The sequence below is a fragment of the Streptomyces sp. NPDC024687 genome (assembly GCF_055559055.1).
Map to the genome: position 1 here is coordinate 239,833 of NZ_JBVHLJ010000010.1, position 12,186 is coordinate 252,018.

Annotated in this window: 12 protein-coding genes; 8 read left to right on the forward strand and 4 right to left on the reverse strand. The window is 71.3% G+C overall.

Annotated features, from left to right (window positions below; genetic code table 11):
* Nucleotides 1-9: 9 nt before the first annotated feature.
* Entirely contained in the window at nucleotides 10-1,395 is a 1,386-nt protein-coding gene (locus ACZ39I_RS33565; RefSeq protein ID WP_467248686.1) for a M1 family metallopeptidase, read from the reverse strand.
* A 141-nt stretch (nucleotides 1,396-1,536) separates the two neighbouring features.
* Here ACZ39I_RS33565 and ACZ39I_RS33570 point away from each other — a divergent pair, with 141 nt between their 5' ends.
* Nucleotides 1,537-1,887 carry a DUF488 domain-containing protein gene (locus tag ACZ39I_RS33570; RefSeq protein WP_467248687.1) on the forward strand — a complete coding sequence of 117 codons (351 nt, stop codon included), beginning with the start codon at nucleotides 1,537-1,539 and terminating at the stop codon, nucleotides 1,885-1,887.
* Nucleotides 1,888-1,907: 20 nt separating this feature from the next.
* On the opposite strand, the gene ACZ39I_RS33575 is transcribed toward ACZ39I_RS33570, so the two are convergent.
* Both ACZ39I_RS33575 and ACZ39I_RS33580 read right to left on the reverse strand, forming a co-directional pair.
* On the reverse strand, nucleotides 1,908-3,581 hold the full coding sequence (locus ACZ39I_RS33575) for an FAD-binding dehydrogenase (protein ID WP_467248688.1): 1,674 nt from the start codon (nucleotides 3,579-3,581) through the stop codon (nucleotides 1,908-1,910).
* A gap of 17 nt (nucleotides 3,582-3,598) precedes the next feature.
* On the reverse strand, nucleotides 3,599-4,225 hold the full coding sequence (locus tag ACZ39I_RS33580) for a TetR/AcrR family transcriptional regulator (protein ID WP_467248689.1): 627 nt from the start codon (nucleotides 4,223-4,225) through the stop codon (nucleotides 3,599-3,601).
* A 120-nt stretch (nucleotides 4,226-4,345) separates the two neighbouring features.
* On the opposite strand from ACZ39I_RS33580, the gene ACZ39I_RS33585 reads away from it, so the two are divergent.
* From ACZ39I_RS33585 to ACZ39I_RS33595, 3 genes are all read left to right on the forward strand, one after another.
* The gene (locus ACZ39I_RS33585; RefSeq protein WP_467248690.1) at nucleotides 4,346-4,975 is read left to right on the forward strand and encodes an alpha-ketoglutarate-dependent dioxygenase AlkB; all 630 of its coding nucleotides are present in this window, start codon (nucleotides 4,346-4,348) and stop codon (nucleotides 4,973-4,975) included.
* Nucleotides 4,976-5,262: 287 nt separating this feature from the next.
* Nucleotides 5,263-6,009: an MBL fold metallo-hydrolase gene (locus ACZ39I_RS33590; protein WP_467248691.1), complete on the forward strand. Its 747-nt coding sequence runs from the start codon at nucleotides 5,263-5,265 to the stop codon at nucleotides 6,007-6,009.
* 40 nt (nucleotides 6,010-6,049) lie between these two features.
* Nucleotides 6,050-7,291 carry a DUF4032 domain-containing protein gene (locus ACZ39I_RS33595; RefSeq protein ID WP_467248692.1) on the forward strand — a complete coding sequence of 414 codons (1,242 nt, stop codon included), beginning with the start codon at nucleotides 6,050-6,052 and terminating at the stop codon, nucleotides 7,289-7,291.
* A gap of 2 nt (nucleotides 7,292-7,293) precedes the next feature.
* On the opposite strand, the gene ACZ39I_RS33600 is transcribed toward ACZ39I_RS33595, so the two are convergent.
* Nucleotides 7,294-8,166, reverse strand: a complete 873-nt coding sequence (locus ACZ39I_RS33600) for a universal stress protein (protein WP_467248693.1) — start codon at nucleotides 8,164-8,166, stop codon at nucleotides 7,294-7,296.
* Nucleotides 8,167-8,225: 59 nt separating this feature from the next.
* Here ACZ39I_RS33600 and ACZ39I_RS33605 point away from each other — a divergent pair, with 59 nt between their 5' ends.
* The 4 genes from ACZ39I_RS33605 (at nucleotide 8,226) to ACZ39I_RS33620 (ending at nucleotide 12,179) form a co-directional block, all read left to right on the forward strand.
* Complete coding sequence (locus ACZ39I_RS33605) at nucleotides 8,226-8,579, forward strand: VOC family protein (protein ID WP_352385896.1); 354 nt, start codon at nucleotides 8,226-8,228, stop codon at nucleotides 8,577-8,579.
* A 119-nt stretch (nucleotides 8,580-8,698) separates the two neighbouring features.
* Nucleotides 8,699-10,375 (forward strand): NAD(P)/FAD-dependent oxidoreductase, encoded by a 1,677-nt coding sequence (locus ACZ39I_RS33610; RefSeq protein WP_467248694.1) that lies wholly within the window; start codon nucleotides 8,699-8,701, stop codon nucleotides 10,373-10,375.
* Complete coding sequence (locus ACZ39I_RS33615) at nucleotides 10,372-11,829, forward strand: ATP-binding protein (RefSeq protein ID WP_467248695.1); 1,458 nt, start codon at nucleotides 10,372-10,374, stop codon at nucleotides 11,827-11,829. Before ACZ39I_RS33610 ends, ACZ39I_RS33615 begins: the two co-directional genes overlap by 4 nt.
* On the forward strand, nucleotides 11,826-12,179 hold the full coding sequence (locus ACZ39I_RS33620; protein WP_467248696.1) for a UBP-type zinc finger domain-containing protein: 354 nt from the start codon (nucleotides 11,826-11,828) through the stop codon (nucleotides 12,177-12,179). The genes ACZ39I_RS33615 and ACZ39I_RS33620 overlap by 4 nt, the downstream gene beginning before the upstream one ends.
* Nucleotides 12,180-12,186: the final 7 nt, after the last annotated feature.

The following is a 12,186-nucleotide window of genomic DNA, read 5'->3' on the forward strand; positions in this document are numbered from 1 at the left end:
GGTCAGGTTCTAGGGCTGGTTCGGCTTGCCCGGCGTGGAGAGCCAGGTGTGGAACAGACCGTCCAGGTCTTTGCCCGACACCCGCTCCACGAGGCGCACGAACTGCGCGGTGGTGCCATGGCCGGCGCGGTGTCCGGTCGCCCAGGCGCGCAGGATCAGGAAGAACTCCCGGTCGCCGACGGCCGTGCGCAGGGCCTGCAGGGTCATGGCACCGCGGGCGTAGACGGGGGTGCCGAAGATGTTGGCGCCGCTGCCGGGGTCGGCGGGCGGGAACTCCCACAGGTCGTCGCTCGCGGGCTTGGCGTAGAGGTCGTCGAAGGTCTTCTGCGCACTGTCGCCGCCGTGCTGCTCGGCGTACAGCCACTCCGCGTAGGTCGCGAAGCCCTCGTTGAGCCAGATGTCCTTCCAGGAGGTGAGCGAGACGGAGTCGCCGAACCACTGGTGGGCGTTCTCATGGACGAGGGTGCTCAGGTCGGGCGCGCGGTCGTAGACGGGACGGGACTGGGTCTCCAGCGCGTAGCCCACGTTCGGGGCGTGGTCGACGATCGAGCCGGCGGCCCGGAACGGGTAGGGCCCGAACAGCTTGCTCTCCCACTCCAGGACGGAGGGCAGCTTCTTGAGCACGGGTGCCGCGGCGGCGGCCTCGCGCGGGTCGACGGCGTTGTAGACGCGGATGCCGTTCCTGGTGGTGAACTGCTCCACCTTGAACTTCCCGACGGTGGCGGTGGCCAGGTAGGCGGCCATGGGCTCGCTCTGGCGCCAGCGGAACGTGGTCTTCCCGTGCGTGGTCCGCCGGGAGACAAGCACGCCGTTGGCGACCGCGGTGCGCCCCTGGGGGACGGTGATCGTGAAGTCGTACGACGACTTGTCGGTGGGGTGGTTGTTCGCCGGGAACCAGGTCATCGCGCCCTGCGGTTCGCCTGCGACGAAAGCTCCGTCGTCGGTCGGTATCCAGCCGTCGAGCGAGCCGTCCGGATCGGTGACGGGGCCGGGCTTCCCCTTGTAGGTCACGGTGATGGTGAAGCGTTCCCCCTTGCGCAGGGCGCGCTGCGGGGTCACGACGAGTTCCTGTCCGGAGCGGCGGAAGTCCGCTTTTGCGCGGCCGACGGTCAGGCCGGTGACGGTCAGTCCCTTGAAGTCGAGGTCGAGCCGGGTCAGACGCTGGGTGGCGCGGGCGGTGAGGACCGCCTTGCCGTCGAGGTGACGGCCGACGGGGTCGTAACGGAGTGTCAGGTCGTAGTGGCCGACGTGGTATCCGCCGTTTCCGGCGAGCGGGAAGTACGGGTCGCCGGCCCCGGACGAGCCCGTCGGCGAAGGCGCGGCGGCCCCCAGCAGAGCGGTGAGGGCGAGGGGGGTGGTGGCGAGGACGAAGGTGCGTCTGACGGCCTTCGGCACGTGCTCTCCTACAGGTCGGGGGGTGGACAAAGCTTCACCCTAAAGGCCCTCTCCCCCGCAACTCTCCCCTGATCAGGTCAAGTCGCGCCGGACTGCGCAGTACGCTCCCGACGCCGCCACCCCTTCGTCGAGAGGCCGCCCGTGAGCGTGCGCATCCGCCGTGTCTACGAACCCCCCGAGCCCGGGGACGGCGTCCGCGTCCTGGTCGACCGGCTGTGGCCGCGCGGTCTGTCCAAGGAGGCGGCCCGCGTCGACGAGTGGCCGAAGGCGCTCACCCCGTCGACCGAACTGCGCCGCTGGTACCACGCGGGCGAGGGCTCGTACGAGGAGTTCGCCGAGCGGTTCGAGGCGGAGCTGGCCGATCCCGAGGCGGCCGGGCTTCTCGACCGGGTCCGGGAGTTGGCGGGCCGGGGCGACGTGACCCTGCTGACCGCGTCGAAGACGCCGGAGCAGAGCCACGCCACCGTGCTGGTACGGCTGTTGGAGTCCTGAGAGCCGGCTGCAGGGGCTCCCTAGCCGACCTGTTCGGCCGCCGCCCGCCCCGCCGCGCGCCCCGAGAAGAGGCAGCCGCCGAGGAAGGTGCCCTCCAGCGCGTTGTAGCCGTGGACGCCGCCGCCGCCGAAGCCGGCGACCTCGCCCGCCGCGTACAGCCCTTCGAGGGGCTTGCCGTCGGTGCCCAGGGCGCGGGAGTCGAGGTCGGTCTGGATGCCGCCGAGGGTCTTGCGGGTCAGGATGTGCAGCTTGACGCCGATCAGGGGTCCGGCGGCCGGGTCAAGAATGCGGTGCGGGGTGGCGACCCGGCCCAGGCGGTCGCCGATGTAGCGGCGGGCGTTGCGGATGCCCTGCACCTGGGCGTCCTTGCTGTAGGAGTTGGCGATCTGGAGGTCGCGGGCCTCGATCTGGCGGCGGAGCGAGGCGGCGTCCAGGAGGGCCTTGTCGGTCAGCGCGTTCATCTTCTCGACGAGCTGTTCCAGGTTCGGGGCGGTCACGAAGTCCGCGCCCTTGCGCAGGAACGCGTCCACCGGTCCGGGCGCGCCCTTGCCGAGGATGCGCTCCTTGAGGAAGCCCGCGCGGTCCTTGGCGGTGATGTCGGGGTTCTGCTCGGAGCCCGAGAGCGCGAACTCCTTCTCGATGATCTTCTGGGTGAGGATGAACCAGGAGTGGTCGTGCTCCGCGATGTCCTCGGTGGTGCGCAGGTGCCGGAGGGTGCCGAGGGTGTCGTAGCCGGGCAGGTACGGCTCGGGCAGCCGGCGGCCGAGGGCGTCGAACCACATCGAGGACGGGCCGGGCAGGATGCGGATGCCGTGGCCGGGCCAGATCGGGTCCCAGTTCTGGATGCCCTCGGTGTAGTGCCACATGCGGTCGCGGTTGACCAGGCGGACACCCGCGCCCGCGCTGATGTCGAGCATCCGGCCGTCGACGTAGGCGGGCACTCCGGTGACCATCTCGGCGGGCGGGGTGCCGAGCCGTTCGGGCCAGTAGCGGCGGACGATGTCGTGGTTGGCGCCGATGCCGCCGGTGGTGACGACGACGGCCCGGGCGGTGAGCTCGAAGTCGCCGATCCGGTCCCGGTTGGAGGCGACACCGCGCGCGGAGTTGTCCTCGGCCAGGACCGTGCCGCGCACCCCGCGGGCGGCCCCCTCCTCGACGACCAGCTCGTCGACCTGGTGGCGGTGGTAGAAGGTCAGCAGTCCGTCCCGTGCGGCCTGCTTGGCGTACCCCACGAAGGGCTCGACCACCCCGGTGCCGGTGCCCCAGGCGACATGGAAGCGGGGCACGGAGTTGCCGTGTCCGTGGGCGGTGAGGTCTCCGCGCTCGGCCCAGCCCACGGTGGGCAGGAACTTGATGCCGTGCCCCTCCAGCCAGGACCGCTTCTCGCCCGCCGCGAACTCGACGTAGGCGCGCGCCCAGCGCACCGCCCAGGAGTCCTCGTCCTCGACGCGGTCGAACTTCGCGCTGCCCTGCCAGTCGCTCCAGGCGAGGTCGAAGGAGTCCTTGATGCCGAGGCGGCGCTGCTCCGGGGAGTCGACCAGGAAGAGTCCGCCGAAGGACCAGAAGGCCTGGCCGCCGAGGTTGGCGGCGTTCTCCTGGTCGACCAGCGCGACCCTCCTGCCGCGGCTGGTGAGCTCGTGCGCGGCGACCAGGCCCGCGAGCCCCGCTCCGACGACGATGACGTCTGCATCCATGGCGACCGTCTCTTCCCTCATGCGGTGGTGTCGCTGCCGTCGGTGAGCAGCGCGGTGAGCAGTTGCTTGAGCCAGACGCGGGCGCGCTCGACGTCCGCGTCCAGCAGCAGTTGGACGGTGACCCCGTCGTAGGCCGCGACCACGGCGTGGGCGGCGCCCTCGACGTCGACCAGCACTGCGGGCAGTTCGGCGTGTCCACGCGCGCGTGCCAGCCGGTCGGCGACGGCGCGCCGGAGCCGGGCCCGATGTTCGAGCAGGGTCCGGGCGACCTCGGGCGTACGGGCGGCGTACACCAGGAAGTCGGTCTTGACGAGCAGCCAGTCCCGGTCCAGGAGCAACACCTCGGTGACGCGGTCGACGGCGGCCGGTACGTCGAGGCCGGGTCCGTCGAGGGCGAGGGCCCCGGCGACCTGCTCCGCGATCAGGTCGGCGCGCTGCCGGTAGAGCGCGAAGAAGAGCTCGTCGAGGCTGTCGAAGTTCGAGTAGAAGGCGCCGCGGCTGTATCCGGCGGCCTCGCAGACCTCCTCGATCGACACCCGTCCGAAGCCCTTGGCGGCGAACACCGCGAAGGCCGCGTCCAGGAGGTTGGCACGCGTGCGGACCCGGCGCCTGGTCACGCGCCTGGTCGTCTCCTCCACCGCCATGTCGGCCCTCCGTTCGATACAGGAATGTATCCGATACAGCGATGTATCGAAAGGTCGAGCCTTTCGACAGATCCCTCTTCATAATGGAACAGAGTTTCGATTAAGGAGTACGCTGGATCCATGACCGCGCACCTCCAGGGCTCCCTCTTCGACCAGACCGACCAGCTCCGGCTCGGCCCGCTCGACGGAATCCGCCGTACCGAGCTGGCCTTCGGCGCCTGGATCGACGTACTGCCCGGATGGCTCGGCGGCTCGGACGCCCTGTTCGAACAGCTGTCCACCGAGGTTCCCTGGCGTGCCGAGCGCCGCAAGATGTACGACCACGTCGTCGACGTCCCGCGCCTGCTCGCCTTCTACGGCCTGGACGACGCGCTGCCGCACCCCGTGCTCACCGAGGCCCGCGAGGCGCTCACCGCGCACTACGCCGACGAGCTCGGCGAACCGTTCACCACGGCTGGGCTCTGCTACTACCGCGACGGCCGGGACAGCGTCGCCTGGCACGGCGACCGGGGCGGGCGAGGGGGCAGCCACGACACCATGGTCGCGATCCTCTCCGTGGGCGCCCCGCGCGACCTCGTACTGCGGCCGGCGCACGGCCACGCGGAGACGGTCCGGCGGCCGCTGGGCCACGGCGACCTGATCGTGATGGGCGGCTCCTGTCAGCGCACCTGGGAGCACGCCGTACCGAAGTCCACGCGCGCGACGGGACCACGCATCAGCATCCAGTTCCGCCCGCACGGCGTGCACTGAGGCAGAGAGGCGGCTGCCCCGGCTGCACGCGGGGGCTGCCTCCGGCGGACGGTGCCGGAGGCAGCCTCGTCCCTCCGGGGGACCCCGACGCGCACCCCGGGCCGGGCACGCCGCCGACCCCTCCGTCCGGCGCCGCACCCCGGGCGCGGCAGCCACGCGGACGGTGCCGGAGGCAGCCTGTCACCACGGAAGTTGACCGCTGGAGGACCGGTACCCGCCGCTCCGGATCGCCTGAGCGTCTGCTTTGCTGTGTGCCGTCGGGCAGGGACTCACCGGGTGGGGCGATCATGAGCGCAGGCGTGCAGCAAGTCGCGGACGGCACCTACCTGGTGCACGGCAGCAACACCAACTGGGTGATCCTGACCGAGGGGAGCTCGGCGACGCTCGTGGACACCGGCTACCCCGGGGACCGGGAACAGGTGCTCGCCTCCCTCGCCGAGGTGGGCAGCGCACCGGAGGCGGTGACCGCCGTGCTCATCACGCACGCCCACAACGACCACCTCGGGTCCGCCGAGTACCTGCGCTCCGCCTACGGCACGCCGGTCTACCTGCACGAGGCCGAAGTGCCGCACGCGCGGCGGGAGTTCCTACACCAGGTCTCCGTCGGCACGGTCCTGAAGAACGGCTGGCGCCCCGGTGTGCTGCCGTGGGCGGTGCACGCGATCCGGGTGGGCGGCACGGCCCATGTGCCGGTCGCCTCCCCGCAGCCGTTCCCGGCCGAGGGCGCCCTCGACCTGCCGGGCCGTCCGGTGCCCGTGTTCACCCCAGGCCACACCGACGGGCACTGCGCCTTTCACCTCCCCGAGCGCGGTGTGGTGATCTCGGGCGACGGCCTGGTGAGCGGTCACCCCACCTCACGGGTGACGGGGCCCCAGCTGCTGCCGGACATGTTCCATCACGACCGCGCGCGTGCCGTGGCGTCGCTGGACGTGTTCGCGGAGCTGGAGGGCGAGGTACTGCTCCCGGGGCACGGGCCGGTGCACCGCGGTCCGGTCCGTGAAGCGGCACTTCAGGCCAGGGACCGCGCGCTCTAAGGTGAGGTGACGATCACCGACCAGGCGAGGACAGAGCACGATGGCACTGCAGATCAGCGCGACGAACCCGGAGCACCCCGCGCTCCTGCTCGAACTGCCGTGGCACCTGCCGCTCGAGCAGTGGCCGGAGGAGGTCCTGGTCCCGCTGCCGCGCGGCATATCCCGCCACGTGGTCCGCTACGCCCGCGCCGGTGACGAGGTCATCGCCGTGAAGGAGCTCGCCGAGCGCCCGGCACTGCGCGAGTACGAACTGCTGCGCGACCTGGACCGGCTCGGCATCCCCGCCGTCGACCCGCTCGCCGTCGTCACCGGGCGCACCGACGCCGAGGAGGCGCCGCTGGAGCCGGTGCTGGTCACCCGGCATCTGGGCGGCTCGATGCCATACCGCTCGATGTTCGAGACCACCATGCGGCCCGCCACCATGCACCGCCTGATGGACGCCCTGGCCGTCCTCCTGGTCCGGCTGCACCTTGCCGGGTTCGCCTGGGGCGACTGCTCCCTGTCCAACACCCTGTTCCGCCGGGACGCGGGCGCCTACGCCGCCTACCTCGTCGACGCCGAGACCGGCGACCTGCATCCGCAGCTCAGCCCCGGGCAGCGGGACTACGACCTCGACCTCGCCCGCGTGAACATCAGCGGCGAACTGCTCGACCTGGATGCCTCCGGGGCGCTGCACCCCTCGGTGGACGCGATCGAGTTCGGCATGGAGATCTGCTCGCGCTACGGCAGCCTGTGGGAGGAACTGACCCGCAGGTCCGTCTACCCGGCGGGCAAGTACCACTACATCGAGCGCCGGATACGCCGACTCAACGACCTCGGTTTCGACGTGGCCGAGATGCAGATCGAGCACGCGCCGAACGGCGACGAGGTCACGTTCGTGCCGAAGGTCGTGGACGCCGGTCACCACCAGCGCCAGCTCCTGCGCCTGACGGGCCTGGACGCCGAGGAGAACCAGGCCCGGCGGCTGCTGAACGACCTCGAGAGCTGGATGGCCACCCAGGAGGACTACGCTCCGGGCGACCCGCTCGGCGCCCGCCCGGAGGTGCTCGCCCACCGCTGGGTGCGGGACGTCTTCCGGCCCACGGTGCGGGCCGTGCCGCTGGAGATGCGCGGGTCGATGGACCCGGCCGAGATCTACCACGAGCTCCTCGAGCACCGCTGGTACCTGTCCGAGCGGGCCCAGCACGACATCGGGCTCGACACGGCGGTGGACGACTACATCACGAACATCCTCCCCAAGGCCCGGGAGACGCTCCAGCCCACTCCGGCCACCGCGGACTGACCTCAGGCGTGCGGCACCACGGCCACCGGGCAGTCCGCGTGGTGCAGCACACCATGGGCGACCGAGCCGATCCGGGCACCCACGGCGGTACGACGGGCCCGACGGCCCACGACCATCAGCTGAGCCCGGGCGGTCATCGACAGCAGCACCTCGCCCGCGCTGCCCATCTCCACGTGCTCGGCGACCGGCACGTCCGGGAAGCGCTCCCGCCACGGCTGGAGCGCCGAGGCCAGGGCCTTCTTCTCGTACGGCTCCAGCCCGCCGGCCTCGTCGAGGAGCTTCAGCGAACCCGGGCTGTACGCGAACACCGGCGGCAGCGTCCAGGCCCGTACGGCACGTACGGCCGCTCCCCGTGCCGCCGCCGTCTCGAAAGCGAACCTCAGGACCTCGGCGCTGTCCTCCGGGTCCCCCTCCTGGCCCACCACGACCTCGCGCCCGGAGACCTCCGCGGTGGCCTGGTCCCCGGCACGCACCAGGATCACCGGACGCGTCGCCTCCGCGATCACCTGCTGGCCCACCGAGCCCAGCAGGAAGCCGACCACCGGACCGTGCCCGCGGGAGCCCAGGACCAGCGACTCGGAGTCGGCGGCCGCCGCGATCAGCACGTCGACGCTGCCCCCCTCCACCAGGTCGGTGTCCACGTCGAGCCCGATGTGCCGCCCGGTGACGGTCCGGACGGCCTCGGCCATGGCCTCTCGCGCCCAGCCCGCCTGGGTGTCCCGGTCCCCCGCGTCGATCCCCTCGTACGGCTGGAACCGCCATGCGTGCACCACCCGGAGGGCCACGCCGCGCCGGACGGCCTCTCGCGCGGCCCAGCCCAGCGCGGCCAGGCTCTCCTCGGTTCCGTCGATCCCTGCGGTGATCGGGCGGGTCATGCGGGGGCCTCCCTCGAATTGCGGTGACGTCGGAGCCCAGTCTTCACTACGCTGCCGAAATGACCTTGGAATGGGAACAAGTCATCGTGGACGCCGCCGACCCCGCCGCCCTCGGGCGCTGGTGGGCCGAGGCGCTGGGCTGGGTGGTGGTCGAGGACTCCCCCGACGAGTTCGAGATCCGCCCCGAGAAGGACCGGTTGCCGGGGCTGCTCTTCGTGCCGGTGCCGGAGCCGAAGACCGTCAAGAACCGGCTGCATCTCGACTTCCGGCCGGACGACCGGGACGCCGAGGTCACCCGCCTCCTCGCCCTGGGCGCACGGCACACGGACATCGGGCAGGGCGAGCAGTCCTGGGTGACGCTCGTGGACCCCGAGGGCAACGAGTTCTGTGTGCTGGGGCAGCGCCGAGCCTGACACCGGCAGGGTCAGGCACGCCTGCGCGTAGCGGGGCGATCGAACATACGATGGGCGGGACCGGGCCGGTGACCACGGGGGGCGCCGTGCCCTGACCGACCGCTCGGGGTGGGAGACGTATGGCACAGGCCGCCGAATCGGCGCGGACCGTCATCCTGACCGTGGACGACGACCCGGGGGTCTCCCGTGCCGTCGCCCGTGATCTGCGGCGGCGCTACGGCGAGTCGTACCGGATCGTGCGCGCGGAGTCCGGTGAGTCCGCGCTGGAGGCGCTGCGGGAGCTGAAGCTGCGCGGCGACCTCGTGGCGGTGATCCTGGCCGACTACCGCATGCCGCAGATGAACGGCATCGAGTTCCTCGAACAGGCCCTGGACGTGTATCCGGGCGCCCGCCGTGTGCTGCTGACGGCGTACGCGGACACCAGCGCGGCGATCGACGCGATCAACGTCGTCGACCTCGACCACTACCTCCTCAAGCCCTGGGACCCGCCCGAGGAGAAGCTCTACCCGGTCCTCGACGACCTTCTGGAGGCGTGGCGCAGCAGCGACTACCGGCCCGTCCCCGCCACCAAGGTGATCGGACACCGCTGGTCGGCGCGCTCCTCGGACGTGCGGGAATTCCTGGCCCGCAACCAGGTGCCGTACCGCTGGTACTCCACGGACGAGCCCGAGGGGCAGCGGCTGCTGGCCGCCGCGGGCCAGGACGGACAGCGGTTGCCGGTGGTGATCACCCCGGACGGCACTCCCCTGGTCAAGCCGGAGGCACCCGACCTGGCCGCCCACGTGGGCCTCGCCACGACCCCGACCGCCGACTTCTACGACCTCGTCGTCATCGGCGGCGGCCCGGCCGGGCTCGGCGCTGCGGTGTACGGGGCCTCGGAGGGGCTGCGGACCGTGCTCGTGGAGCGCTCGGCGACCGGCGGGCAGGCCGGCCAGAGCTCGCGGATCGAGAACTACCTGGGCTTCCCTGACGGTGTGTCGGGCGCCCAGCTCACCGACCGGGCCCGGCGGCAGGCGACGAAGTTCGGCGCGGAGATCCTCACCGCCCGTGAGGTGGCGGGCCTGGAGGTCAACGGCGCGGCCCGCACCGTGCGGTTCTCGGACGGGTCGGCGGTGGCCGCGCACAGCGTGATCCTGGCGACCGGTGTGTCGTACCGGCAGCTGGAGGCGCCGGGCTGCACGGACCTGACCGGGTGCGGGGTGTTCTACGGCTCGGCGCTGACCGAGGCGGCCTCCTGCCAGGGGCAGGACATCTACATCGTCGGCGGCGCCAACTCCGCGGGACAGGCGGCCATGTACCTGTCCCGGGGCGCCAAGTCGGTGACCCTGTTGGTGCGCGGCCCCGACCTCTCCGCCTCGATGTCGCACTATCTGATCCAGCAGATCGAGGAGGCTCCCAACATCTCGGTCCGCGCGCGTACCGTCGTCGAGGCCGCGCACGGCTCCGACCATCTGGAGCAGCTGACCCTGCGCGACACCGAGACCGGTGAGACCGAACTGGTCGACGCACAATGGATGTTCGTGTTCATCGGCGCGGCCCCGCTGACCAGTTGGCTGGACGGCACGGTGCTGCGGGACGAGCACGGTTTCATCCTGGCAGGGCCCGACCTCACCCCGGACGGACGGCCGCCGGCGGACTGGGAGCTGGACCGGCCGCCGTACCACCTGGAGACCAACATTCCGGGCGTGTTCGTCGCGGGCGACGCGCGCGCCGAGTCCGCGAAGCGGGTCGCGTCCGCCGTCGGAGAGGGAGCCATGGCCGTGATGCTCGTCCACCGGTACCTGGAACAGTCATGAGCGGGCAGCTGATGCCGTGCAGCCCCCGGGAGATCGGGTCGCTGTTCCTGTTCGAGAAGCTCTCCCCCGAGCAATTGGGGCAATTGTGCGCCGCGGGGCGGGTCGAGAAGTTCGAGCCGGGCCCGGTGTACACCGAGGGTGAGCCCGCCACCTGCTTCTACGTGATGATCGAGGGCACGGTCGTCCTCTCCCGTCGGGTCGGCGGCGACGACGTGGAGATCAACCGCACCTCCCAGAGCGGGGTGTACGCGGGATCCATGCAGGCGTACCTCGGTGACCGGGTGCAGCAGACCTACAACGGCTCCATGCGGGTCACCGAGCCCTCGCGGTTCTTCGTGCTGCCGGCGGAGACGTTCTCGGCCTTCATGCAGGAGTGGTTCCCGATGGCGGTCCATCTGCTGGAGGGGCTGTTCTTCGGTTCGAAGAACACCCAGCGGGCCATCGGACAGCGGGAACGGCTGCTGGCGCTCGGCTCGTTGTCCGCCGGTCTCACGCACGAGCTCAACAACCCGGCCGCGGCCGCCGTACGGGCCACGGCGACGCTGCGCGAGCGGGTCGGCAAGATGCGGCACAAGCTCGCGATCATCGCCCAGGGGTCCTACAGCCCCGAGGTGATGGCGAACCTCATCGACATCCAGGAGCGCACGGCCGAACGGGTCGCCAAGGCGCCCACGTTGAGCCCGCTGGAGGCCTCCGACCGGGAGGACGCGCTCAGCGACTGGCTCGACGACCACGGCATCCAGGAGGGCTGGCGGATCGCGCCCACCTTCGTACAGGCCGGCCTCGACGCCGACTGGCTGGACCAGATCGCGGCGGCTGTGGACGAGGAGATCCTGCCGAACGCGATCGGCTGGCTCAACTACACCGTCGAGACCGAGCTGTTGATGGACGAGATCAACGACTCCACGAACCGGATCTCCCATCTCGTCGACGCGGCCAAGCAGTACTCCCAGCTGGACCGGGCGCCCTTCCAGGTGGCCGACGTGCACGAACTCCTCGACAGCACGCTGCTGATGCTGTCCGGGAAGATCGGGCAGCAGATCAAGGTCGTCAAGGACTACGACCGGACCCTGCCGCGGATCCCGGCCTACCCGGCCGAGCTCAACCAGGTGTGGACCAACCTGATCGACAACGCGGTGCAGGCCATCAACAGCGCCGGCGGGGAAGGGACGTTGACCGTCCGGACCGCGCTCGAACACGACCGGCTGCTGGTGGAGTTCCGGGACACCGGGCCCGGGGTGCCGGCGGACATCCGCGGGCGGATCTTCGACCCCTTCTTCACCACCAAGCCGGTGGGTGAGGGGACCGGGCTCGGGCTCGACATCTCCTGGCGGATCGTGGTCAACAAGCACCACGGGACGCTGCAGGTGGAGTCGTCGCCGGGCGACACCCGCTTCCAGGTGCTGCTTCCCCTGACCGCCGTGGACGACGACACGACCGAGGAGCCGGAATGACCGACGTCAAGGGCATCGACCCGAGCGTGCCGCCCAGCGGGGACGGGTGCGTGGAGTGCGATGCGGCGGGTGGCTGGTGGTTCCATCTGCGGCGGTGTGCGCAGTGCGGGCACGTGGGGTGCTGTGACTCCTCGCCCGGGCAGCACGCGACGGGGCACTTCCGTGACTCGGGGCATCCTCTGGTGCGGAGTTTCGAGCCGGGTGAGGAGTGGTTCTGGAACTTCGAGACGAACGAGATGTTCGAGGCGGGGCCGGAGTTGGCGGGGCCGGTGAGTCATCCGGAATCGCAGCCGGCGCCGGGCCCTGCGGGGCGGGTGCCGGCGGATTGGGCACGGACATTGCGCAGGTGAGCTCGGG

Bases quoted from the DNA above. Each gene is read 5' to 3' on its own strand.
- ACZ39I_RS33575 (WP_467248688.1), bottom strand. From the start codon at position 3,581: ATGGATGCAGACGTCATCGTCGTCGGAGCGGGGCTCGCGGGCCTGGTC.
- ACZ39I_RS33580 (WP_467248689.1), bottom strand. From the start codon at position 4,225: ATGGCGGTGGAGGAGACGACCAGGCGCGTGACCAGGCGCCGGGTCCGC.
- ACZ39I_RS33585 (WP_467248690.1), top strand. From the start codon at position 4,346: ATGACCGCGCACCTCCAGGGCTCCCTCTTCGACCAGACCGACCAGCTC.
- ACZ39I_RS33590 (WP_467248691.1), top strand. From the start codon at position 5,263: ATGAGCGCAGGCGTGCAGCAAGTCGCGGACGGCACCTACCTGGTGCAC.
- ACZ39I_RS33595 (WP_467248692.1), top strand. From the start codon at position 6,050: ATGGCACTGCAGATCAGCGCGACGAACCCGGAGCACCCCGCGCTCCTG.
- ACZ39I_RS33600 (WP_467248693.1), bottom strand. From the start codon at position 8,166: ATGACCCGCCCGATCACCGCAGGGATCGACGGAACCGAGGAGAGCCTG.
- ACZ39I_RS33605 (WP_352385896.1), top strand. From the start codon at position 8,226: ATGACCTTGGAATGGGAACAAGTCATCGTGGACGCCGCCGACCCCGCC.
- ACZ39I_RS33610 (WP_467248694.1), top strand. From the start codon at position 8,699: ATGGCACAGGCCGCCGAATCGGCGCGGACCGTCATCCTGACCGTGGAC.
- ACZ39I_RS33615 (WP_467248695.1), top strand. From the start codon at position 10,372: ATGAGCGGGCAGCTGATGCCGTGCAGCCCCCGGGAGATCGGGTCGCTG.
- ACZ39I_RS33620 (WP_467248696.1), top strand. From the start codon at position 11,826: ATGACCGACGTCAAGGGCATCGACCCGAGCGTGCCGCCCAGCGGGGAC.